Genomic DNA, 18,766 nt, shown 5'->3' on the forward strand with positions numbered 1-18,766 from the left:
CAGCGCCGAGGGTGCGCAGTGGCCAATGGGCGCTGCCACGCGAGAACGAGAGGCCGAGCTAGGCCGAACGGGGGCTACAGGGCGGAAAGGATGCGGTACTCGTCCTGCGCCAGTTGATCGGTCATGCTGCTGACGAAGTCGAGCAGCAACCGGCAGCGGTAATAGAACTCCCAAAGCGGCCAGTCGGGTGCGTCTTCGGCATGCGCTTTCATCGCCTCGTCGTAGGCCTTGATCAACTGGCTGGGTAACCGCCGGGCCAGCATCTGCAGGTAGGGTTCGCTGCGACACCTGCCCTCGGTCAGCGCCTGGAAAGTGGCCGGGGCCACACGCAGCAAGGGTGCATAGGCATCGAGCAGGCCCTTGAGAATGCGATAACCCTGCAACTGCAGCGTCTCCACCTCGCGATGGCAGAAGACCCGATCCATCGCAACGTCCTTGAACGTCTGGACGATGGCATTGCACAGGCTTGCATCTTCGAGCAACGCCCGATCCAGGGTGCCGTGGTACACCGCCTCGATGTTCTCGATGAACTGCTGGGCCGCGTGCTGCACCAGTGGGTGGACCAGGTTCACCCGCAGCCAGATGAAGAACTCGCCGACCTTGTTGATCGGCTCCTTCTGCGCACGCGATTCGGCATAGGCCACCATGCTGCGGAAGCTGCGACCGGTAGCCGCGATCGGCTCCTCCGGCGAGCCATGCTCGGCGAACTTGGCCAGCAGCAGTTGCGACAGTTGCTCGATGGTGAAGATGCCCTTCTCTACCGAATCCTCGATGTCGGCCAGACAATAGGCGATGTCATCTGCTGCTTCCATGATGTAGGCGACCGGATGACGGGTGCCGGGCTGCAGGTCCAGCGCGGCTCGCAGATCGTTGATGAAAGGCTCCTCAGACAGATAGAAACCCGGCTTCTTATACAGATAAGCACCCGGCGTCCCCTTGACGGGCTTTGCCGCATAGGCCGCACGGACATACTTGAGCAGGCCGGCCGTCTGGGTATAGGTCAGGTTCAGTCGCAACAGGCTGACCACCAGCCGAATCGCCTGGGCATTGCCTTCGAACTGCTTGAGATCGGCGAGCATGCGCTGGCGTAGCGCCGCATCGCCCTGCCCAACCGGTACGGCAACCTCGAACAACGACTCCAGGTTGTCGCCGAACCATTCCCCAATGGCGAATTCACCAAAATGGCCGAATGGCGGGTTGCCGATGTCGTGCATCAAGCAGGTCATTTCCACCAGGCTTTCCAGCGCGCCCTCCAGCCCGTCGAGCCCGAATTCGCTGGCCCTGGCGCCGAGCTGCTTGTACAGCGTGCGGACGATGAAGCGCCCGGTTTGCTGCACCTCCAGAGAATGCGTCAGGCGGCTACGAACCGCGGCATTGCGCTCCAGCGGGAACACCTGCGTCTTCTGTTGCAAGCGACGCACCGCGGCCGAGTTGATAATGCGGCCGCGATCGCTTTCGAATTGATCGATGACCAGCGCCAGGTCACCCTCGGATGCCTTCGACCCCGGCTCCGCACGACCATGGCGCCGCTGGCGGGAAATCTTGTCCTTGAAATTGACTGGCCGGGGCATGTAACGCTCTCGCTGGTGAAAGTACCGCGAGCCTAGCGCGGCCCGCCGGCTTTACCAAGACCGCAGGACGCACGTCGAGCCCGGTCGTTTAGAATTCTCGACCCAGCCACGAGCGAAGCCATATGAACCGGACAGAATTTCACCAGAGACATGCCGAACGAGCGACTGCCGATGCGCAGCGCTTGCTTGCACAACGGCCGGCACTGGGATCGCGCTGGCTGGACTGGGTGGCCGCCGAGCTTTATCGACTCAGCCCGCCGGAATACGCCGCGATGGTTCGCCGCGAGTTGGCCCGCCTCAACGAAGATTGACCGCTCGGCACGTCTCGGCAGTCGAACGCCGGCGTGCCGACGCAGGTCATCGAGCCGATTTGTCCGGCCCATGGGGAGCGCAGCAGATGCATGAAGAAACGAACAGGCAATGGCCGGTTGAGGGGCCTTTTCTGCGCGAGCAACTGTCACGCCTGCCCGGCACAGAGAAATCCACCGGCATCGACAAGCGGCTGGCGCAGCGGCCTGTCTGGCTCGATAAAGAAGGTCTGCGCGGTGACCGGGTGGCGGATCGACGCTTTCATGGCGGGCCGGATCGCAGCCTCTGCCACTACCCGGCTGAACACTACAGGCATTGGCGCAGCCTCTATCCGCACCTGCAGATCGGCCCCGGCGCGCTCGGCGAGAACCTCTCAACCGAAGGTCTTCGCGAGCATCAGGTGTGTATCGGCGACCGCTTTCGCTGGGGCGAAGCATTGATCGAGGTGAGCCAGCCGCGTTCGCCATGCATCAATCTCGATCGTCGCCATGATGCCCGCGGTCTGGCACGTCAGCTGGCCAGGAGCGGCAGGACCGGCTGGCTTTACCGCACCCTGGAACCCGGCGAGGTCGCCATCGCTGCCCCGCTCTGCCTGGTCGACCGTCCACATCCGTCCGTCAGCGTCGCGCATGTCTGGCGCAGCTTCATCGACGAAACGACTGCCGACAGCGGGCTGGCCCAGCTCGTCGAGCTCGAGCCGCTGGCGCTGGAATATCGCAAACGCTTCCGCCAGCGCCTGGACTCGAGGCGCCGTCAGCTGGATCAGCAATCATTGTTCTGACCGGTATCGCGCCAGATGGCAGTGCCAGTGCGCGGAGGCAATTGAGTTCGGCCGTCGAAGCAGCCGATAGCAGCGTGATCAATGCGCGCAAGGTTACCGAGCGGTCAGCCGGAGCCGCCCATAAAAACGCAACCGGCAGCGCCGAGTTGGCTTGCCTGGGTAATGAGCCGCGCGTGCTGATCAGGCGCATTACCGGGGGCGCCGCGCCGCAAAAGCGTCGCTATCCAACCCTGCCAATGAGGCGTAGTCTCGACTCATCGCAATCCCGATCATCCAGACTCCGATCATCCACGCTCAGCGAGGTACCGCAGCCACACAGCAGACCACCGCAGGGAGGCACAACTCAGCCACTCACCGCGAGGCGTCATCATGAGCAAGAGTATGGATACAAAGAAGAACGTGAAAAAGAAGCCGCTGAAGACCGCACAGGAAAAGCGTGCGGCCAAACGGGATAAAGCCAACGGAACGACCTCTCTGCTGGGCACCCACGCTGCTCGCTGAGTCTGTCGTGAATCGCCAATGCCCCGCCCCGTGCGGGGCGTTTTTGCCGTCACGCCGGTGAGCCACCGAATGCTGTACGCAAGCGACCGGCCAGCCAGCCCCCGCCCACGTTGACGATCAGTCCCAGCATCACCAGCAGCGCCCCGATGGCCTGCAACAGGCCCAGATGCTCGTCCAGCAACAACGCAGCCGAGGTCAGCCCGACAACCGGCACCAGCAGCGAGAACGGCGCCACGGTATTGGCTGGGTAGCGCGACAGCAGTCGGCTCCACAATCCGTAGCCAAGGATGGTCGCCCCGAACGCCAGGTACACCAGCACCAAGATCGAGTTCAGACCAATTCCCTGTAGCGCACTTGCGATCAGCTGCGGCCCTTCCAGCAGCCAGGACAGAACGAAGAACGGAATCGGCGGAATCAGGCTGCCCCACACAACCAGCCCAACCAGATTCACCTTGCCGACCTTGCGCGTGACAATGTTGCCCAGCGCCCACATCGACGCCGCGCAAATGGTCAGCACGAAGCCGGCCAGCGTCATGCTGCGATCGCCCTGCAGACCAATCAGCAACAGTCCGCCGGCTGCAATCAACAGTCCGATCAGATTGGTCGCCCGCAATCGCTCACCGAGCAGCAGCGCTGCGAAGAACAGGGTGAAAAACGCCTGGGATTGCAGCACCAGCGAAGCCAGCCCGGCCGGCATGCCGGCCTTCATCGCGGAGAACAGGAACGCGAACTGCCCCAGCGAGATGGTCGTGCCATAGGCCAGCAACCAGCGCAGCGGCAGTTGCGGGCGCTTGATGAAGAAAATGGCGGGAAACGCCGCAAGCAGGAAGCGCAGGCAGCCCAGCAGCATGGGCGGGATATCGTCCAGCCCCACCTTGATGACGACGAAGTTCATGCCCCAGACAATGATCACGACCAAGGCCAGCAACAGGTCCTTTGGCGACATGGCTGTTTCTCCGCAGGCAAAGAAGCCATTAAAGCCCGCACCCGGCGTTGCCGCACACATACAGCGAGCGGGCAAATAGGCCATACAGTCGACCACTCGCTCAGGCCGTGCCTGTAGCAGCAGCAACGGCTAGAATCGACATCCAACGGTGGACACACCCAATCCCGCATCCGACACGAGAGTAACCATGGGCGCACAGTGGAAAGCGAAACATAAGGAAGCGGCTGCCAACGCGAAGGGACGCACCTTCGGCAAGCTGTCGAAGGAAATCATGATCGCCGCTCGCAGTGGCGCCGACCCGGACATGAACCCTCGCCTGCGGCTGGTGGTTGAACAGGCCAAGAAGGCCTCGATGCCTCGCGAGACCCTGGAGCGCGCCATCAAGAAAGGCGCCGGTCTGCTGGGTGAGAGCGTCAACTACGAGCGCACCACCTACGAGGGTTTCGCGCCGCACCAGGTGCCGCTGATCGTCGAGTGCCTGACCGATAACGTCAACCGCACCGTGGCAGAGATACGGATGCTGTTCCGCAAGGGCCAGCTCGGCGCATCCGGCTCGGTGGCCTGGGACTTCGATCACTGTGGCCTGATCGAAGCGTCGCCAACCGCCGCTGATGCCGACCCCGAACTGGCCGCTATCGAAGCCGGCGCACAGGACTTCGAGCCGGCCGAGGACGGCGCGACACTGTTCATCAGTGACGTGACGGACCTGGACACGGTCTGCCGTGCCCTGCCTGAACAGGGGTTTGCCGTGCAGTCGGCGCAACTGGGCTATCGTCCGAAGAACCCGGTCACCACCCTGACCGAGGCGCAACTCGAGGAAGTCGAGGCGTTTCTTGCAGCTATCGACGCCCACGACGACGTGCAGAATGTCTATGTCGGCCTGGCTGGCTGACAGTCCAACTGTCGCGTAAGCGAGTCAGAACGAGGCAAGCCGATGAGCAACAAACCGAACACGCCCTACGCCCAGCGCGAGCAGGGCTATCGCGAAAAGGCGTTGAAGATGTACCCCTGGGTCTGCGGGCGCTGTGCCCGGGAGTTCTCGGGCAAGCGGTTGAGCGAGCTGACGGTCCATCACAAGGACCACAACCACGATAACAACCCGGAAGACGGCTCCAATTGGGAGCTGCTGTGCCTGTATTGCCACGATAACGAACACGCGCGCTATACCGACAACCAGTACTATGCCGAAGCCAAGCCTGGCAGCGATCTGGGTCCCAAAGAAACCTTCAAGGCCTTCGCCAACCTGAGTGACCTGCTCAAGGGCAAGCAGGACTGACCCAGGCCGGCGAGGCGGTACCGGTTACTTCACCAGCAGTACCGGTACCGAGACCTCGTGCACGACACGGTTGGCGACCGACCCCATCAGCATGCCGCTAAAACTGCCCATGCCGCGGGTGCCCATTACCACGGTGTCGCAACCCAGGCGCTGAACCGCATCGTTCACCTGCTGGGCCACGTTGCCCAGGATGGCGTGGGTCTCGTGCGCAATGCCGGCCGTCTGCAACGCCGTAGCGGCTTCTGCCAGGGTGCGTTTGGATTTTTCGAGAAAGCTCCTGTTCAGTTCCTCGACCGTGTCCGAGGTGACGAATTCGCCATAGAGTACGGGCTCTTGCTGCACATTGAGCACGTGCACCTGAGGCGGTTTCGGCGCTTCGGCGGCAAAATCGATGATGTACTGAAGGGCTCGTTTGGCGTTGTCCGAACCGTCATAAGCTAGAAGAATATTGCGCATTGCGGGCCTCCATCGACTGTTGAATACAGCATAGACCAACGCCCTTCCAAGCCGGTGTGCCAGGATCCGTTCTATTGCCCTGGATCAATTCCGCGCCACGGCTATTTCACTGCGAACCAAGGCACAGCCATGCAACCATTGCACCCAGTTCCGTTCGGCGTCGGTGACGCTTCCTATCAGGCCGCCGGCGGTGAAGCCGGCATCGAGCGGCTGGTTGCCGACTTCTATCGAATCATGGACGAGACCGAAAGCGCCGCCTGTGTGCGGCGCCTCTACCCGGCGCAGCTGGATGAACCCCGTGCGCGGCTGGCGGCATTTCTCTGTGGCTGGCTAGGCGGGCCGCGTCGTTACGCAGAACGGTACGGCAGCATCAGCATCCCGCAGTTCCATACCCGCTGGACGATCGCAGAAGCCGAGCGCGACGCCTGGCTCGAGTGCATGGCTCGCGCCATCGACCGGCAACCTTACACACCAGCGTTCGCCAGCTACCTGCTGACGCAGCTGCGGGTGCCGGCAGAGCGCATCATCCAGGCGGGCCGATCGGGCTGCCCGGTGTCTCGCTGATCCCCCTGCGATCGTGACCTGAACGCAATAGTCGAACCCTGAGCCGGCCGCTGCGTCATACCCAGTGCAGGGTCACGATGCGTGCCCTGCGCTAATCGGATGTCGAACAGCGCCGCCAGGTAATGACATGAAGATCCGCTTCGCTTCGGTCAACGAACACAAGATCCGCGATGCCGCTGAATTTCTCGGACACAGCGGTATCGAGATCATCCCGTTTCCGGTGCGGATCGTCGAAACGCAAACCGAAGATCTCGGCCAACTGATCCACGACAAGCTTCTCGATGCCTTCAAGCTGATCGGCAAGCCGGTATTCGTCGAGCACTCCGGTCTGTTCATCAACAGCCTGAACGGCTTTCCCGGTGGGCTCACGCAGACGTTCTGGGATCGGCTGCATGCGGTGCGTTTCTCCGAACTGATCGGCAACCTGGACGATCCCTCAGCGGTGGCACGCACGCTGATCGGGTACTGCGACGGACGCAAGCGGCACGTGTTCAAGGGCGAAGTGACCGGCAGGATTTCCCGCGAGCCGGCAGGTAACGAGGGCTTCGAATGGGACAACGTCTTCATACCGGACGGCTACGCCTGCACCTTCGCCCAGTTGGGCGGCGTGCATAACGACCTGTCCATGCGCCGACGAGCGCTGGAAGCATTCGTCGCTCATCTGCGTGCGGTCTGAGAGAGGTACTCGATGCAGAAGCTCCTGGAGGCGTACCGGCACAACCGCCTGATACTTTTTGTTGGCTCAGGCGTATCGGCCAATATCGGGCTGCCACCCTGGCGCAACCTGATCGATGAAATCGCCCTGCAGCTCGATTACGATCCCGACGTCTTCGACACCTACGGAAACTTCCTTTCGCTCGCCGAGTACTACCGCATCAAAAAAGGCAATATCGGTCCCCTGCGCAGCTGGATGGATCGCGAGTGGCACAAGAACATCGAAATCCGCGACTCGGAGATCCACCGGCTGATTGTGCAGGGCCGATTCCCGGCCATTTACACAACCAACTACGACCGCTGGTTGGAAAATGCCCATGACGCTCACGGCGTCAGCTATATCAAGATCGCCAATGCCGGCGATCTGGTAAAGGCGCGCGACGGGGTCAGACAGATCGTCAAGTTCCATGGCGACTTCGACGACGACGCATCGATCGTGCTGGATGAAACAAGCTATTACGAGCGGCTGCAGTTCGAAACGCCGCTCGATATCAAATTGCGTGCCGACACCCTGAGCAAGGCCGTTCTGTTTATCGGCTATAGCCTCTCCGATACCAACATCCGATTGCTGTTCTACAAACTCTCGAAGATGTGGAACGAACACGAGACCTTAGGTGTTCGGCCAATATCCTACGTGTTTTCGCACAAACCAAACCCTGTGCAGGAAGAGATTCTCAGCCAATGGGGAATACGAATGATCACATCCGAAGATGACGAACCGGGACTTGCTTTGCAGAACTTTCTGAAAGAGCTGGTGGAAGGCTGAGCGCCAGCCGACCACGGCGCGATGCAAAACAAACGAAACGACATAGGAACTAAAGAAGAGCGCAACAGGCGGGAAGTGCGACGCCGCTCAAGGCATCGCACTCGTTGCGTCTCAATAATTGTAGCCAATACCCACGCTATAGAAGAACGCACCGTCATCGTAGCGATCCCGAGCATCGCTCCCGCTCTTGAACAGGAACTGATATTCAGCCATCGCCGTAATGAAGGTTTTGTCCTGAACCCAGTACTTGATACCCAGCTCAGGCCCGCCCATGAACGTCTCGTCCACCTCTTCACCGTACAGTCCACCAAGGCTCACGCCCACGAACGGACGAGCCTTGCCACTGCCGAAGTGATAGTCGTAGAACACTCGGGTGGAGCCATCGAACTGGACGCTCTCCCCCTCCGAATCCCGTGCGTTGACGGTTTGCCGAACGCCCCACATGGAAGATTCGTCCAGATAAGTACCCCAACTACCTTGTACGGAGAACACTGTATCGTCGAAGTTCTTGTCGCTGCTGCCCGCGCCACTCAATGTAACTTCGCGATCGCCCGCCACCGGAGCGGCAACTGCGAAGGCGGGAAGCATGGCGGCAACCAGGAGGGAAGTTTTGAAAAGTCGGTTCATGACAACACCTCTTGTTCTTACTATGGCGAAATACGCATCGACGCTCCACGCGCTGCGTATTACTAGTGACATGAGCGAATCCCGGCTGTTCACTTTATTTTAAGTACATCATCCAAGTAGCTGGTTTTAAATAACTTTTTAATTTGTTAACCGTTTCGTTAGTTAACTCACTTCGATCTTTAAACTTACGCCAATGCAACTAACGAAACGGCGATAAAAGGTACGGAACATTCGATCAGGCGGGGTCGGTTTGGCTGGCCGTCACTTCTTCAGGCAAGCATTCATCTTCCGGATCCGTATCGAAGTCTCGCCCCATGACGATGCGCAACCAGACCGGTATGAGCACAAGCCCGACGCCAAGGCATAGCCAGCTGATCAGCGCGCTTCCATCCGGCGGTGGGAACATCAAGCGGCCCACACCCACCAGCAACGAGAACAGCGAAACAGCCGTGACCGTCACTGCAAACAGACGTTTGCCCAACGCTCTGATCGACACGCTCGCACTGACCCCATTGAGCATCGCGGCATGCCGCCAGAAACCGAAGGGACGCACCCGATGGTAGAAACGCTTGAGCGTCGCATCGTCCGTCGCAGGCGTTATGAAGGTGACCAGGATGGCGGCGGTCGTGGTGGTCAACGCCATGATGCCCAGGCGTATCCACTCCTGCTCGGGATCGGTGCCCAGGTAATAGAGCAGCAATGGCGCCGTGATCAGCGAGACGGCCATCGCGGTCAGCTCCGAATACAGATTGATCCGCTCCCAGAGCCATCGCAGCACCAGCACCGACCCCATGCCCGCGCCGAACAGCAAGGAAATGAACCACGCCGTCTGAATCGATCCCAGGTTGGCCATGATGATCATCGCAATCACCAGTATGAGCACGTTGGACAGGCGCGCCACGACCACCAGCTCGCGATCTCTTGGCTTGCGCTTGAGCACGTGCGGCGCGAACACGCCGCCATACACGTCGTTGCTCCAGTAGGACGCGCCCCAATTTAAATGCGTATCGACCGTCGAGGCCAGCGCCGCGAGCAAGCCGACCAGCATCAGGCCGCGGACACCCGGCGGTAGCAGGTCCTCGATCCCCTGGACGAACAACGCCTCGCGCCCCGCCGCGAAGCCATCGCCGGCCATTTCGGCGGGTGTGAACGGATAGAGCACCAGCAGCCCGACGGCAATCGCCATCCAGAACAGGCTACGCAGGAAAATCTGCAGCCAGGTGAACACCAGCCCCGCGATACGGGCGTCCCGGTCGGTCGGACAGGCCATGCTTCGCTGCGCCAGATAACCGGTGCCGTCGGAGTTCATTTGAAAGAACCACTGCAACCCGACAATCACCAGAAATGGCATCAACGCCTCGCCGGCATTGGACGGCGGAGCGAACGACAGCATCTTGCCGGCCTGGTCGGCGCCATAGAGATCGACGATGCGATCCGTCAAGCCTCCCAGGCCGCCGGCGGCATCGACGACGAACCAGGCGTAAAGCAAGGTTCCGATCATCGCTAGGCTGAACTGCACGACGTCCGTCTGCACCACGGCACGAAGCCCGCCGGTGATCGAGTACATGGCGGTAAACGCGAGTATGAGCAGGATCGATATGAGGTTGTTGGCGCTCATCATCGCCGGATCCAGCCCGGTGATGCTTTCGCCCAGCTGGATGCCGCTGCTGCTGATGAACGCAACGATGGGATCGTACAGCCCCGCCGGCAGCCAGAGATGCCACGGCAAAAACACCTCGGCAATACGAATGGCTGCCACCAGCACCATGGCCAGCACCACGCAATTGATCACCGTCCCGTAGTAGATGGCCTTCAGCAAGCGCAGAGGCGTAACGCCTTTGCCGCTGTAGCGCACGCGCGTCAACTCGGCATCGGTCAGCACCCCGGCTCGGCGCCAGCCTGCGGCGAAGACGAACGCCATTAGCAGAAATGCAAGCCCGTAGATCCAGAGTCGCCACAACGCAAAAATGCCGGCGGTGGCCACCAGGCCGGTCACCAGAAGCGGGGTGTCGGCGGCGAACTGGGTAGCGCCCATAGAGAAGCCGGCCTTCCAACCCTTTATGGTTCTGCCGGCGAGAAAGTATTCGTCGAGACTCTGAGAGGCCTTGCCGCGTGCGCGCAGGCCAGAGCCGAGACCGTACAGGATGAATGCGGCCACGATCAGTAGATCCAACATATTGTTATGTCCTTTGTTGGAGGGGCTGTTGTGTTTAAGAACCTGCGCAACGACGAAAAATTGCAGTCGTCGGATAAACGGATCGTGGGCGCAGTCGGGGTCGCGGCGAGACCTGCCGGGCCGGCCTGTTCAGCCAAATCGGTTACCATGTCCAGCGCCTTTGGGGATGCCCATGTTCGACTACCCAATGCGTCAGTTGCCGACTGAATGCAGCCTGTTGCTCAAGAAGTTCTATCGCGCCCATCGCAGCCACATGCGCGTGCCGGCCAACGCGCGCTGCTGGGTCGCCGAGCACTCCGGGATCGTTGCAGGGTTGTGCTTGACGCCCGTGGAGCACGGGCATTGGCTGACGGGCTTGCTGGTGGCACCGAAGCAGCGCAACCAGGGGCTGGCGCAGCGGCTGGTGAAGCGCGCGCTGGCCAGCTGCGATGGACCTGTCTGGCTGTTCTGTGAGCCAAAGCTGAGCGGGTTCTATACGCAGCTGGGCTTTCATGAGCCGGCGCGACTGCCCGAATCACTCGCCTGCCGCCTGCAGCGCTACAACCGAAACAAGACGCTCCTGGCGTTATGTCACGATAACGAGAGACCCCGTATGTTCACTCCCATTCTGAAAATTGCTGCAGCTTGCCTGTTCGATGAGAGCGGCCGATTGCTGGTCGTACGTAAGCGTGGCAGCCACATCTTCATGCTGCCGGGCGGCAAGACCGAATCGAACGAGACACCGCTGCAGACACTTTGCCGTGAGCTCGAAGAGGAGATCGGCCTGAGCATCGAGGAATCACGACTGCAGCCCCTGGGGCATTTTCAGGCACGCGCGGCCAACGAGCCCGACCATTGGGTAGAGGCCGAAGTGTTTGTTGGGTACCTGAGAGATGAAGTAGCGCCGCAAGCAGAAATCGAGGCGCTGGACTGGGTGGAGTTGCATCGATCCCCGAGCATCCAGCTCGCGCCGCTGCTGCGCGAGCGGATAATCCCCGCACTGCTCCTGCGCTCTTCGGCGGAAGGTGCCGCGATCACGCCCCCAAGTTAGGGAGAAATGGGATCGCTTGCTGGAAAAGTCTCTTCCAATGCTTCGTCCAGCTGGTCTTCGTCGGCTTCGTCCGGACTCCGCTTGATTTGCTCGTCTTGGTCTTCGGCCGGATGACCCGGTTCACTCGGCGCTGTGCCGTTCATGGTGAATTCCTCTGAATGGATATCAGAGCGTTAGGCCACCTGGCGGAGCAGTCGTTCGGGCATTCCGTCGCAACAGTAAATCGAAGGCAAAAAAAAGGGGCGGGGTTAACCCCGCCCGCCTCCTTCCCTACTTCCCTTTATTTCCTACTCATCGTCCTGATGAACCGCATCCAGCGGTGGATCCTGACCGATATCCTTTTCGGCTGTGCTTGTCCCTGAGCACGGAGCCGATATTAAGGCTTTGGACCACCACGGCAACTCGAAAAAATCCGTAATGGCCATTGGCTTATCTTTTTGCTATTTGTAAATCTGCTTCTTTTTCAACGAGTTATGGACAGAAAATTTTTGCAAAGACGTCATCGTCAGCTTTTTTTCAGGCTTTGCTTACACCTCGTGTAAGTAAATGCTCACACGCTGGCGAGCTTTCCTGGAAAACCGTCGCGACGGGGGTTAACCCGTATGCCGACGGCATCGGCACGCAGTGCCCTGAGAGGCGGCCCCATACCTCGACAGGTAAAGGGCCGTCGTTCTTAGCGGAAAAGGGATTCGCTGGACAGGCCGTTACGCTCGAGAATCTCACGCAACCGCTTGAGCGCCTCCACCTGTATCTGCCGAACCCGCTCGCGAGTCAAACCTATCTCCTGGCCGACTTCTTCCAGCGTGCAACTCTCATGGCCGCGCAAACCGAAACGCCGGATGACCACTTCGCGCTGCTTTTCGGTCAGGTCGGACAGCCATTGGTCGATGCTTTCGGAGAGATCGTCATCGAGCAGCAGATCGCAAGGGTCGCTGGGCCGGTCATCGGTCAGGGTGTCGAGCAGGGTCTTGTCCGTGTCCGGGCCGAGCGAAACATCCACAGAGGTCACTCGCTCGTTCAGCCCCAGCATCCGCTTGACTTCGGCAACGGGCTTTTCGAGCAGATTGGCGATTTCTTCCGGGCTAGGCTCATGATCCAGCTTCTGGGTCAGCTCACGTGCGGCACGCAGATAGACGTTGAGCTCCTTGACCACGTGAATCGGCAGGCGAATGGTGCGCGTCTGATTCATGATCGCGCGCTCGATGGTCTGCCGGATCCACCAGGTTGCATAAGTGGAAAAGCGGAAGCCACGCTCCGGGTCGAATTTCTCGACGGCGCGAATCAGACCGAGATTGCCTTCCTCGACCAGGTCGAGCAGGGACAGGCCGCGATTGACGTAGCGTCGAGCGATCTTGACCACCAGCCGCAAGTTGCTTTCGATCATCCGCTTGCGCCCCGCAGGGTCACCCTTCTGCGCAAGACGCGCGAAGTGCACTTCCTGTTCAGGGGTCAGCAGAGGCGAAAAACCAATCTCGTTGAGGTAAAGCTGAGTAGCGTCGAGCGCGCGCGTGTAGTCGATGAATTTGTGTTGCGTTGCGGTCTTTGACTTGGTGCCAACCGAACCGGCACGGGAGATCTCGGTGATCGGATCTGCGTCCGCGGACGGTTCCATGAGTAGAACGGCATCGTCTACGTCAAACTCCGGCACTTCTTTTTTGAGAGCCATTATTGTTTTCCTGTTCTGAGTTCGACAACAGGCTCAGGCGGCGCACTCCCTGGCATCGCTCAAGCCCATCCTAGTGCCGGAACAGGTTGGCTCAGATCATCGCTTTGGCAGGTATTGCAGCGGGTCCACGGGTTTGCCTTGGCGGCGAATCTCGAAGTGCAGCTTCACCCGGTCGGTTCCAGTCGATCCCATCTCGGCAATGGTCTGCCCAGCTTTGACTTGTTGCCCCTCCTGCACCAGCAGCCTGCGGTTGTGGCCGTAGGCACTTACATAGGTATCGCTGTGCTTGATGATCACAAGTTCGCCGTAACCCCGTAAACCACTGCCGGCGTACACAACAGCCCCATCAGAAGCAGCTAAAACAGGCTGTCCTAATTCCCCGGCGATATCAATGCCTTTATTCAAACTACCGTTTGAGGAGAATCGGCCGATTACGGTGCCGCCTGTTGGCCAGGCCCAACCGCTTGCGGAGCGAGCCACTGGCTGGACCTTGGCGCTCGCTACAGGCGGCTTTGCGGCCGGTTCGCTGGGCTTCGTCAAAGGCGGAGGTATCGGCACCGGATTGGTCACCACCGGCGGCCTGGCATCAGGTGCTGGTGTGGCCGGCGGAGTGGCCGGACGAGCGGTCACGGCACGGGGCGCCTTGCCGCTGAAACGAATCGTCTGCCCCGGATAGATAACATGCGGCGGCGGGATGTTGTTGACCCTGGCCAGGTCGCGCCAGTCCCAGCCAAAGCGAAAGGCGATCGACCAGAGCGTATCGCCACGGCGAACGACGTAGTGGCCGCTGTTCACCCGGTCACGGCTATTGCGGTCGACCACACTGACGCCGCCGGACGGCGAGCTGGCGCAACCTGCCAGCAATGTCCCCGCCAGCATGGCGATAAGCGCGCACCGGACTGACGAACTGCGTATCCACCGCATGCTGCCTATGAGCTTCAATGCCCGCTCCCTATGATCGACAAGTCGGTTCAGACGCTTTGCGCAACTGGCTGGCCGCGCCCGGCGAACCACTCGAGCCCAAGCACCAACGCTACACCGGCGACGGCCAGCAGGATGGCCAACATGAGCTGTGGATCCTGTCCGGTCAGATCGCCATAAGTGCCCGGCAACAGATTCTGCTCCAGCAGCGGCACGCGCAGGCCATGCGAGTCGGTGCGCCAGGTCAACGTCTCTTTCCATGGCCAGACCTTGTTCAGCGAACCCAGCATCAATCCGGTGAGCAACGCCAGGGTCAGGTCGCGCCAGCGGTGCAACACCCAGCCGAGCAGCCGCGCGAAGCTCAGCAGACCAATCAGGCAGCCCGCCGCGAAGGTCAACATGATCGCCATATCCAGCGCCTTCACAGCGCCGAGAATGACAGGGTACAACCCGAGCAACACCAGAATGAAGCTGCCGGAAATACCCGGCAGAATCATTGCGCAAATGGCAATCGCGCCGGCGAAGAATATGCTGATCCCGCTTGTTCCCCACTGCACTGGCGAGGCAACGGTGATCCAGTAGGCGAAGCCAATACCCAAGCAGAGGCTTAGCAAGCGAGACAGACTGCGGCGCTGAATTTCCTTGCCGACCAAATGCACCGACACCAGGATCAGGCCGAAGAAGAACGACCACACCGGAATCGGATGATGTTCGAGCAGATAGGTGATCAGCTTCGCCAAGCTGAACACACTCGTCAGGATGCCGGCGAACAGAACCAGCAGAAAGGTTGCGTTGGCGGTACGCCAGGCCTCGGCGACGCGCCCCTTGAGCAAAGGCGCAACGGCATTCGGCACAGAAGCGATGGAACCCAGCAGCTCGTCGTAGATACCGGTAATGAACGCAACGGTGCCACCTGAAACGCCCGGCACGACATCCGCCGCGCCCATGGCCATGCCCTTGGCGTACAACAACAACGCGTTTTTCATGCTTCCTTCCGCTGAGATCAAACTACAGGTCCATTGAGCAGCGGCACGAAGCGCACGGTGTCCAGCAGGTGGCGGGAAAAACCGTCTTCCTCTCGAATGATCAGCATCAGTTGCTGGACTTCACCAACCCCCACCGGAATCACCAGCCGCCCACCGGGAGCCAGTTGATCGAGCAGGGCCTGTGGCACGTCGGCTGCCGCCGCGGTAACGATGATGCCATTGTAGGGAGCCAATGCAGGCCACCCTTCCCAGCCATCACCCCAGCGAAAGACCACATTGCGCAACTTGAGTTCGACCAGGCGCTCTTTCGCCTTGTCCTGCAATGCCTGAATCCGCTCTACCGAGAAAACCCGCTCGACCAGTTGCGCCAGCACCGCAGTCTGATAACCGGAGCCGGTGCCGATTTCCAGCACCTTGTCCAGCGGACCGTCGGCGAGCAGCAATTCACTCATGCGCGCGACCATGAACGGTTGCGAGATGGTCTGGTTATGACCGATCGGCAGCGCGGTGTCTTCGTAGGCCCGATGGGACAGGGCCTCATCGACGAACAGATGGCGTGGGGTGCGTCGGATGACCTCGAGCACTCGCGGGTCCGAGAGGCCTTCCTCGTAGAGTCGCTGAATCAAACGATCACGGGTCCGCTGCGAGGTCATGCCGGTGCCATGCCGCAGCAGATCGTCTTGTCCGCGATGATTCACAGCACATCCTCCAACCAGTGATCGAGCCCCTTGAATGCTTCGTGGAACGTCCGATCGAGTTGCAGCGGGGTGATCGACACATAACCCTGCATCACGGCATGAAAATCGGTTCCCGGCCCGCCGTCCTCGACGTCGCCGGCGACCGAGATCCAGTAGCCGTCCTTGCCGCGCGGGTTGGCCTGCTTCACCGGCGGCTTGGCATGCCGGCGGTGGCCGAGACGGGTCAGCTGGATGCCGCGAATGTGGTCGAGAGGCAGGTTGGGGACGTTCACGCTGAGGACGGTTCGCGGCGGCAGATCAAGCGTCTGCTGTCGCTCGACGAGCTTGCGTGCGATATAGGCTGCCGTCGGCAGGTTGTCGGTCAGACGCGACACCAGCGAGAACGCGAACGCCGGCTTGCCGGTGAAGCGACCCTCGATGGCAGCGGCCACCGTGCCGGAATAGAGCACGTCGTCACCCAGGTTCGCGCCCAGGTTGATCCCTGACACCACCATATCCGGTGTCTCTTCGAGCAGGCCGTTGATGCCCAGGTGGACGCAATCGGTCGGTGTACCGTTCACGCCGATGAAACCGTTCGGCATGGTGGTGGGATGCAGCGGGCGATCCAGGGTCAGCGCACTGCTGGCGCCGCTCATGTCCTGAATGGGGGCAACTACCTTGCACTCGGCATAATCCGCCAGCGCGTCATAAAGCGCGGCGAGCCCAGGTGCATACACCCCGTCGTCGTTGGCGATCAGAATACGCATCAGATGTCCGTCTGCCCTGCCAGGCTGACCAGTTCACGTACCACAGCGGTGGCAAAGCACCCGGTCGGCAGGACGAATTCAAGTTGCAGAATGTCAGGCTCGGGATAATGCCACGACAAGCCGCCAATGGGGAGGCGAAGAACGCGCCGTTCATGCTTCATTCCGGCTTCTGCGAGCCACTTGGCGATTGACGGCTCGGCAGCACCGACGGCGGCCTCCAGCGCCTGGACACCAGCCGTTGCCGGCGACTCGCCAGCGCCCCACAGCGGACCGGTAGGATGCAGGTCAAGCACGGCCAGGCGAGGATCGTTGCACTCGGCCTCGCCGGCGGGAAAAAAGCTGCGGCTATCGGTAAATGCCAGCAGGTCGCCGACACAGGCGCGGTTCCAGCTGCCGGCGGCCACCCGCTCGGCCAGTACCCGATTGAACAGATAGCTGCGCCCGGCCGACAGCAGCCGCGAGCGTAGATTGCGTTGCACCGGCAGTTCCTGGCGCTCGGCATATTCACGGGCGCCATGGACGTTGCCACCTTCGAAGCCGAATCGTTGCAAGCCGAAATAATTGGGCACGCCGTGGCGCTTGATCCGTTCGAGGCGAGTGTCGAGCTCGGCGCGATCGGCCTGCAATTCGGTCAGACGCAAGGTGAAGCCGTTCGCCGAATGTGCACCTCGTTGAAGCTTGCGCTGGTGGCGTCCGGCCTTGAGAATCTTCAGCGTGTCGTCTTCGGCCCTGGCCAGATCGGGATCGGCCTTGCCGGGCAGATGCAGGCTGAACCACTGACGGGTCAGCGCCTGCCGATCCTTCAATCCGGCATAGCTGATGTTGCGAGCCGGTATTCCGGCGGCCCGAGCCAAACGTCGAGCGGCCTCCTCGGTGTTGAGATTGCGCTTCTCGACCCACAACCAGAGGTGCTCGCCGGTACCCGACAGCGGGATATTCAGCACTTCGTCGACCTGAAAGTCTTCGGCGACCGCCTTGAGCACGGCCGACCCACAGGCGCCTCCATGCGCCCGCGGGCCGAGCAGCTGGTCTTCGGTCATGCGCTGACCAGCAACGCGACGGCATGCACGGCGATGCCTTCTTCGCGCCCGGTGAAGCCGAGCTTCTCGGTGGTGGTTGCCTTGACGTTGACCTGATCCAGTTCGATGCGCAGATCTTCTGCGATCAGGCCGCGCATCGACTCGATATGCGGCGCCATCTTTGGCGCCTGCGCGACGATGGTGGCGTCTACATTGGCGACCTTCCACCCCTTGGCCTGGACCTGCTCGAGCACATGGCGCAGCAGCACACGGCTGTCGGCGCCCTTGAATGCCGGGTCGGTGTCGGGGAAGTGCTTGCCGATGTCGCCCAGCGCAGCGGCGCCGAGCAGCGCGTCGCTCAGCGCATGCAACAGCACGTCACCGTCCGAGTGCGCCAGCAGGCCGAATCTGTGAGGGATCCGAACGCCGCCGAGAGTGACGAAATCGCCTTCGCCGAAGCGATGTACGTCATAGCCGTGACCGATACGCATAGTTGACCACCCAGAAGAATTCAGCCGGGGATTCTACAGGACCCGGCCGGCGGTTGAAGTCATCGCCTGCCCGCCCGGATCGACACGAGCGATAAGCACCATCAACCGGATCGATTCGGTATCGTTTTTTAACGATATATAGTTCGCCCCATCGCGATACACCGAACCGGACCACGACATGCCCGACGACCTCGATGACATCACCAAGGCGATCGCCCACCCCCTCCGGCGGGAAATCCTGCACTGGCTGAAAGAGCCGGAACGCTACTTTCCCGAGCAGCATCACTCGCTGGAGAACGGTGTCTGTGCCGGGCAGATCGACCAACGCGCCGGGCTGTCGCAATCCACCGTCTCGGCCCATCTGGCCACCTTGCAACGCGCCGGACTAATTACCAACCGCAAGGTGGGCCAATGGCATTTCTTCAAACGCAATGAACCGGCCATCGCGGCCTTTCTGGCTCGCCTCGCCGAGCAACTCTGAATGTTCACCGCCCCCGAACCTGAAACAGGAGCAGCATCGCT

23 protein-coding genes are annotated in these 18,766 nt (G+C 60.9%); 10 read left to right on the top strand and 13 right to left on the bottom strand.

The genetic code is table 11. From position 1 onward, the window contains the following. Nucleotides 1-74: 74 nt before the first annotated feature. Complete coding sequence (gene dgt / locus KCX70_RS15370) at nt 75-1,571, bottom strand: dGTPase (protein ID WP_212618064.1); 1,497 nt, start codon at nt 1,569-1,571, stop codon at nt 75-77. A gap of 122 nt (nt 1,572-1,693) precedes the next feature. Between dgt and KCX70_RS15375 the strand changes: the two genes are divergently transcribed. The 3 genes from KCX70_RS15375 to KCX70_RS23415 all read left to right on the top strand — a co-directional run bounded on the left by KCX70_RS15375 (nt 1,694) and on the right by KCX70_RS23415 (nt 3,162). Further along, nucleotides 1,694-1,882, top strand: coding sequence for a hypothetical protein (locus KCX70_RS15375; protein ID WP_021206540.1), 189 nt, complete (start codon nt 1,694-1,696; stop codon nt 1,880-1,882). An 86-nt stretch (nt 1,883-1,968) separates the two neighbouring features. Then, a complete protein-coding gene (locus tag KCX70_RS15380) occupies nt 1,969-2,661 on the top strand; it encodes an MOSC domain-containing protein (protein WP_212618065.1) in 693 nt (230 codons plus the stop codon). A gap of 369 nt (nt 2,662-3,030) precedes the next feature. Next, nucleotides 3,031-3,162, top strand: a complete 132-nt coding sequence (locus tag KCX70_RS23415; RefSeq protein WP_256066495.1) for a hypothetical protein — start codon at nt 3,031-3,033, stop codon at nt 3,160-3,162. Nucleotides 3,163-3,211: 49 nt separating this feature from the next. On the opposite strand, the gene KCX70_RS15385 is transcribed toward KCX70_RS23415, so the two are convergent. Further along, nucleotides 3,212-4,108 carry an EamA family transporter gene (locus tag KCX70_RS15385; RefSeq protein WP_212618066.1) on the bottom strand — a complete coding sequence of 299 codons (897 nt, stop codon included), beginning with the start codon at nt 4,106-4,108 and terminating at the stop codon, nt 3,212-3,214. Nucleotides 4,109-4,295: 187 nt separating this feature from the next. Here KCX70_RS15385 and KCX70_RS15390 point away from each other — a divergent pair, with 187 nt between their 5' ends. Together KCX70_RS15390 and KCX70_RS15395 are read left to right on the top strand one after the other, a co-directional pair. Then, a complete protein-coding gene (locus tag KCX70_RS15390) occupies nt 4,296-5,000 on the top strand; it encodes a YebC/PmpR family DNA-binding transcriptional regulator (protein ID WP_212618067.1) in 705 nt (234 codons plus the stop codon). A gap of 42 nt (nt 5,001-5,042) precedes the next feature. Continuing rightward, nucleotides 5,043-5,384, top strand: coding sequence for a YajD family HNH nuclease (locus KCX70_RS15395; protein WP_212618068.1), 342 nt, complete (start codon nt 5,043-5,045; stop codon nt 5,382-5,384). A 24-nt stretch (nt 5,385-5,408) separates the two neighbouring features. On the opposite strand, the gene KCX70_RS15400 is transcribed toward KCX70_RS15395, so the two are convergent. Next, on the bottom strand, nt 5,409-5,840 hold the full coding sequence (locus KCX70_RS15400) for a universal stress protein (RefSeq protein WP_102852326.1): 432 nt from the start codon (nt 5,838-5,840) through the stop codon (nt 5,409-5,411). 129 nt (nt 5,841-5,969) lie between these two features. Here KCX70_RS15400 and KCX70_RS15405 point away from each other — a divergent pair, with 129 nt between their 5' ends. The 3 genes from KCX70_RS15405 (at nt 5,970) to KCX70_RS15415 (ending at nt 7,884) form a co-directional block, all read left to right on the top strand. Next, the gene (locus tag KCX70_RS15405) at nt 5,970-6,404 is read left to right on the top strand and encodes a group II truncated hemoglobin (RefSeq protein WP_212618069.1); all 435 of its coding nucleotides are present in this window, start codon (nt 5,970-5,972) and stop codon (nt 6,402-6,404) included. Nucleotides 6,405-6,531: 127 nt separating this feature from the next. Next, complete coding sequence (locus KCX70_RS15410; protein ID WP_021206548.1) at nt 6,532-7,080, top strand: non-canonical purine NTP pyrophosphatase; 549 nt, start codon at nt 6,532-6,534, stop codon at nt 7,078-7,080. Between the two features lie 12 nt (nt 7,081-7,092). Beyond that, a complete protein-coding gene (locus tag KCX70_RS15415) occupies nt 7,093-7,884 on the top strand; it encodes an SIR2 family protein (RefSeq protein ID WP_102852328.1) in 792 nt (263 codons plus the stop codon). A 111-nt stretch (nt 7,885-7,995) separates the two neighbouring features. Here the strand turns inward: KCX70_RS15415 and KCX70_RS15420 are convergent, their stop codons facing one another. After that, nucleotides 7,996-8,511, bottom strand: coding sequence for a hypothetical protein (locus KCX70_RS15420; protein WP_021206550.1), 516 nt, complete (start codon nt 8,509-8,511; stop codon nt 7,996-7,998). A 235-nt stretch (nt 8,512-8,746) separates the two neighbouring features. Then, the gene (locus tag KCX70_RS15425; RefSeq protein WP_212618070.1) at nt 8,747-10,687 is read right to left on the bottom strand and encodes a sodium:solute symporter family protein; all 1,941 of its coding nucleotides are present in this window, start codon (nt 10,685-10,687) and stop codon (nt 8,747-8,749) included. 166 nt (nt 10,688-10,853) lie between these two features. On the opposite strand from KCX70_RS15425, the gene KCX70_RS15430 reads away from it, so the two are divergent. After that, on the top strand, nt 10,854-11,717 hold the full coding sequence (locus KCX70_RS15430; protein WP_212618071.1) for a GNAT family N-acetyltransferase: 864 nt from the start codon (nt 10,854-10,856) through the stop codon (nt 11,715-11,717). Here the strand turns inward: KCX70_RS15430 and KCX70_RS15435 are convergent. The 8 genes from KCX70_RS15435 to ispF form a co-directional block, all read right to left on the bottom strand. Continuing rightward, entirely contained in the window at nt 11,714-11,860 is a 147-nt protein-coding gene (locus KCX70_RS15435; RefSeq protein WP_021206553.1) for a hypothetical protein, read from the bottom strand. The genes KCX70_RS15430 and KCX70_RS15435 overlap by 4 nt on opposite strands. Nucleotides 11,861-12,390: 530 nt before the next feature. Further along, nucleotides 12,391-13,383: an RNA polymerase sigma factor RpoS gene (gene rpoS / locus KCX70_RS15440; protein ID WP_021206554.1), complete on the bottom strand. Its 993-nt coding sequence runs from the start codon at nt 13,381-13,383 to the stop codon at nt 12,391-12,393. Between the two features lie 96 nt (nt 13,384-13,479). Continuing rightward, nucleotides 13,480-14,307 (bottom strand): peptidoglycan DD-metalloendopeptidase family protein, encoded by an 828-nt coding sequence (locus KCX70_RS15445; protein WP_212620360.1) that lies wholly within the window; start codon nt 14,305-14,307, stop codon nt 13,480-13,482. Nucleotides 14,308-14,354: 47 nt separating this feature from the next. Continuing rightward, nucleotides 14,355-15,290 (bottom strand): DUF368 domain-containing protein, encoded by a 936-nt coding sequence (locus KCX70_RS15450; protein ID WP_102852330.1) that lies wholly within the window; start codon nt 15,288-15,290, stop codon nt 14,355-14,357. A gap of 17 nt (nt 15,291-15,307) precedes the next feature. Continuing rightward, entirely contained in the window at nt 15,308-15,943 is a 636-nt protein-coding gene (locus KCX70_RS15455) for a protein-L-isoaspartate(D-aspartate) O-methyltransferase (protein WP_031310702.1), read from the bottom strand. A 41-nt stretch (nt 15,944-15,984) separates the two neighbouring features. Beyond that, nucleotides 15,985-16,734: a 5'/3'-nucleotidase SurE gene (surE, locus tag KCX70_RS15460; RefSeq protein ID WP_212618072.1), complete on the bottom strand. Its 750-nt coding sequence runs from the start codon at nt 16,732-16,734 to the stop codon at nt 15,985-15,987. Then, nucleotides 16,734-17,774, bottom strand: a complete 1,041-nt coding sequence (gene truD / locus KCX70_RS15465) for a tRNA pseudouridine(13) synthase TruD (RefSeq protein WP_212618073.1) — start codon at nt 17,772-17,774, stop codon at nt 16,734-16,736. Before truD ends, surE begins: the two co-directional genes overlap by 1 nt. Next, complete coding sequence (gene ispF / locus KCX70_RS15470) at nt 17,771-18,244, bottom strand: 2-C-methyl-D-erythritol 2,4-cyclodiphosphate synthase (RefSeq protein WP_021206560.1); 474 nt, start codon at nt 18,242-18,244, stop codon at nt 17,771-17,773. Before ispF ends, truD begins: the two co-directional genes overlap by 4 nt. Before the next feature lie 178 nt (nt 18,245-18,422). On the opposite strand from ispF, the gene KCX70_RS15475 reads away from it, so the two are divergent. Continuing rightward, nucleotides 18,423-18,725: an ArsR/SmtB family transcription factor gene (locus KCX70_RS15475; protein WP_021206562.1), complete on the top strand. Its 303-nt coding sequence runs from the start codon at nt 18,423-18,425 to the stop codon at nt 18,723-18,725. Nucleotides 18,726-18,766 lie beyond the last annotated feature (41 nt).

It is taken from the genome of Stutzerimonas stutzeri (assembly GCF_018138085.1).
In the GTDB taxonomy this organism is placed as follows: domain Bacteria; phylum Pseudomonadota; class Gammaproteobacteria; order Pseudomonadales; family Pseudomonadaceae; genus Stutzerimonas; species Stutzerimonas stutzeri_AI.

What these genes read in the sequence shown, in the direction of transcription:
- ispF (WP_021206560.1), bottom strand. Translation starts at nt 18,244, where the DNA reads ATGCGTATCGGTCACGGCTATGACGTACATCGCTTCGGCGAAGGCGAT.
- KCX70_RS15445 (WP_212620360.1), bottom strand. Translation starts at nt 14,307, where the DNA reads ATGCGGTGGATACGCAGTTCGTCAGTCCGGTGCGCGCTTATCGCCATG.
- KCX70_RS15475 (WP_021206562.1), top strand. Translation starts at nt 18,423, where the DNA reads ATGCCCGACGACCTCGATGACATCACCAAGGCGATCGCCCACCCCCTC.
- KCX70_RS15450 (WP_102852330.1), bottom strand. Translation starts at nt 15,290, where the DNA reads ATGAAAAACGCGTTGTTGTTGTACGCCAAGGGCATGGCCATGGGCGCG.
- KCX70_RS15385 (WP_212618066.1), bottom strand. Translation starts at nt 4,108, where the DNA reads ATGTCGCCAAAGGACCTGTTGCTGGCCTTGGTCGTGATCATTGTCTGG.
- KCX70_RS15375 (WP_021206540.1), top strand. Translation starts at nt 1,694, where the DNA reads ATGAACCGGACAGAATTTCACCAGAGACATGCCGAACGAGCGACTGCC.
- KCX70_RS15405 (WP_212618069.1), top strand. Translation starts at nt 5,970, where the DNA reads ATGCAACCATTGCACCCAGTTCCGTTCGGCGTCGGTGACGCTTCCTAT.
- KCX70_RS15425 (WP_212618070.1), bottom strand. Translation starts at nt 10,687, where the DNA reads ATGTTGGATCTACTGATCGTGGCCGCATTCATCCTGTACGGTCTCGGC.
- KCX70_RS15400 (WP_102852326.1), bottom strand. Translation starts at nt 5,840, where the DNA reads ATGCGCAATATTCTTCTAGCTTATGACGGTTCGGACAACGCCAAACGA.
- KCX70_RS15390 (WP_212618067.1), top strand. Translation starts at nt 4,296, where the DNA reads ATGGGCGCACAGTGGAAAGCGAAACATAAGGAAGCGGCTGCCAACGCG.
- rpoS (WP_021206554.1), bottom strand. Translation starts at nt 13,383, where the DNA reads ATGGCTCTCAAAAAAGAAGTGCCGGAGTTTGACGTAGACGATGCCGTT.
- surE (WP_212618072.1), bottom strand. Translation starts at nt 16,734, where the DNA reads ATGCGTATTCTGATCGCCAACGACGACGGGGTGTATGCACCTGGGCTC.
- KCX70_RS15395 (WP_212618068.1), top strand. Translation starts at nt 5,043, where the DNA reads ATGAGCAACAAACCGAACACGCCCTACGCCCAGCGCGAGCAGGGCTAT.
- KCX70_RS15410 (WP_021206548.1), top strand. Translation starts at nt 6,532, where the DNA reads ATGAAGATCCGCTTCGCTTCGGTCAACGAACACAAGATCCGCGATGCC.
- truD (WP_212618073.1), bottom strand. Translation starts at nt 17,774, where the DNA reads ATGACCGAAGACCAGCTGCTCGGCCCGCGGGCGCATGGAGGCGCCTGT.
- KCX70_RS15455 (WP_031310702.1), bottom strand. Translation starts at nt 15,943, where the DNA reads ATGACCTCGCAGCGGACCCGTGATCGTTTGATTCAGCGACTCTACGAG.
- KCX70_RS15380 (WP_212618065.1), top strand. Translation starts at nt 1,969, where the DNA reads ATGCATGAAGAAACGAACAGGCAATGGCCGGTTGAGGGGCCTTTTCTG.
- dgt (WP_212618064.1), bottom strand. Translation starts at nt 1,571, where the DNA reads ATGCCCCGGCCAGTCAATTTCAAGGACAAGATTTCCCGCCAGCGGCGC.
- KCX70_RS15435 (WP_021206553.1), bottom strand. Translation starts at nt 11,860, where the DNA reads ATGAACGGCACAGCGCCGAGTGAACCGGGTCATCCGGCCGAAGACCAA.
- KCX70_RS15415 (WP_102852328.1), top strand. Translation starts at nt 7,093, where the DNA reads ATGCAGAAGCTCCTGGAGGCGTACCGGCACAACCGCCTGATACTTTTT.
- KCX70_RS15430 (WP_212618071.1), top strand. Translation starts at nt 10,854, where the DNA reads ATGCCCATGTTCGACTACCCAATGCGTCAGTTGCCGACTGAATGCAGC.
- KCX70_RS15420 (WP_021206550.1), bottom strand. Translation starts at nt 8,511, where the DNA reads ATGAACCGACTTTTCAAAACTTCCCTCCTGGTTGCCGCCATGCTTCCC.
- KCX70_RS23415 (WP_256066495.1), top strand. Translation starts at nt 3,031, where the DNA reads ATGAGCAAGAGTATGGATACAAAGAAGAACGTGAAAAAGAAGCCGCTG.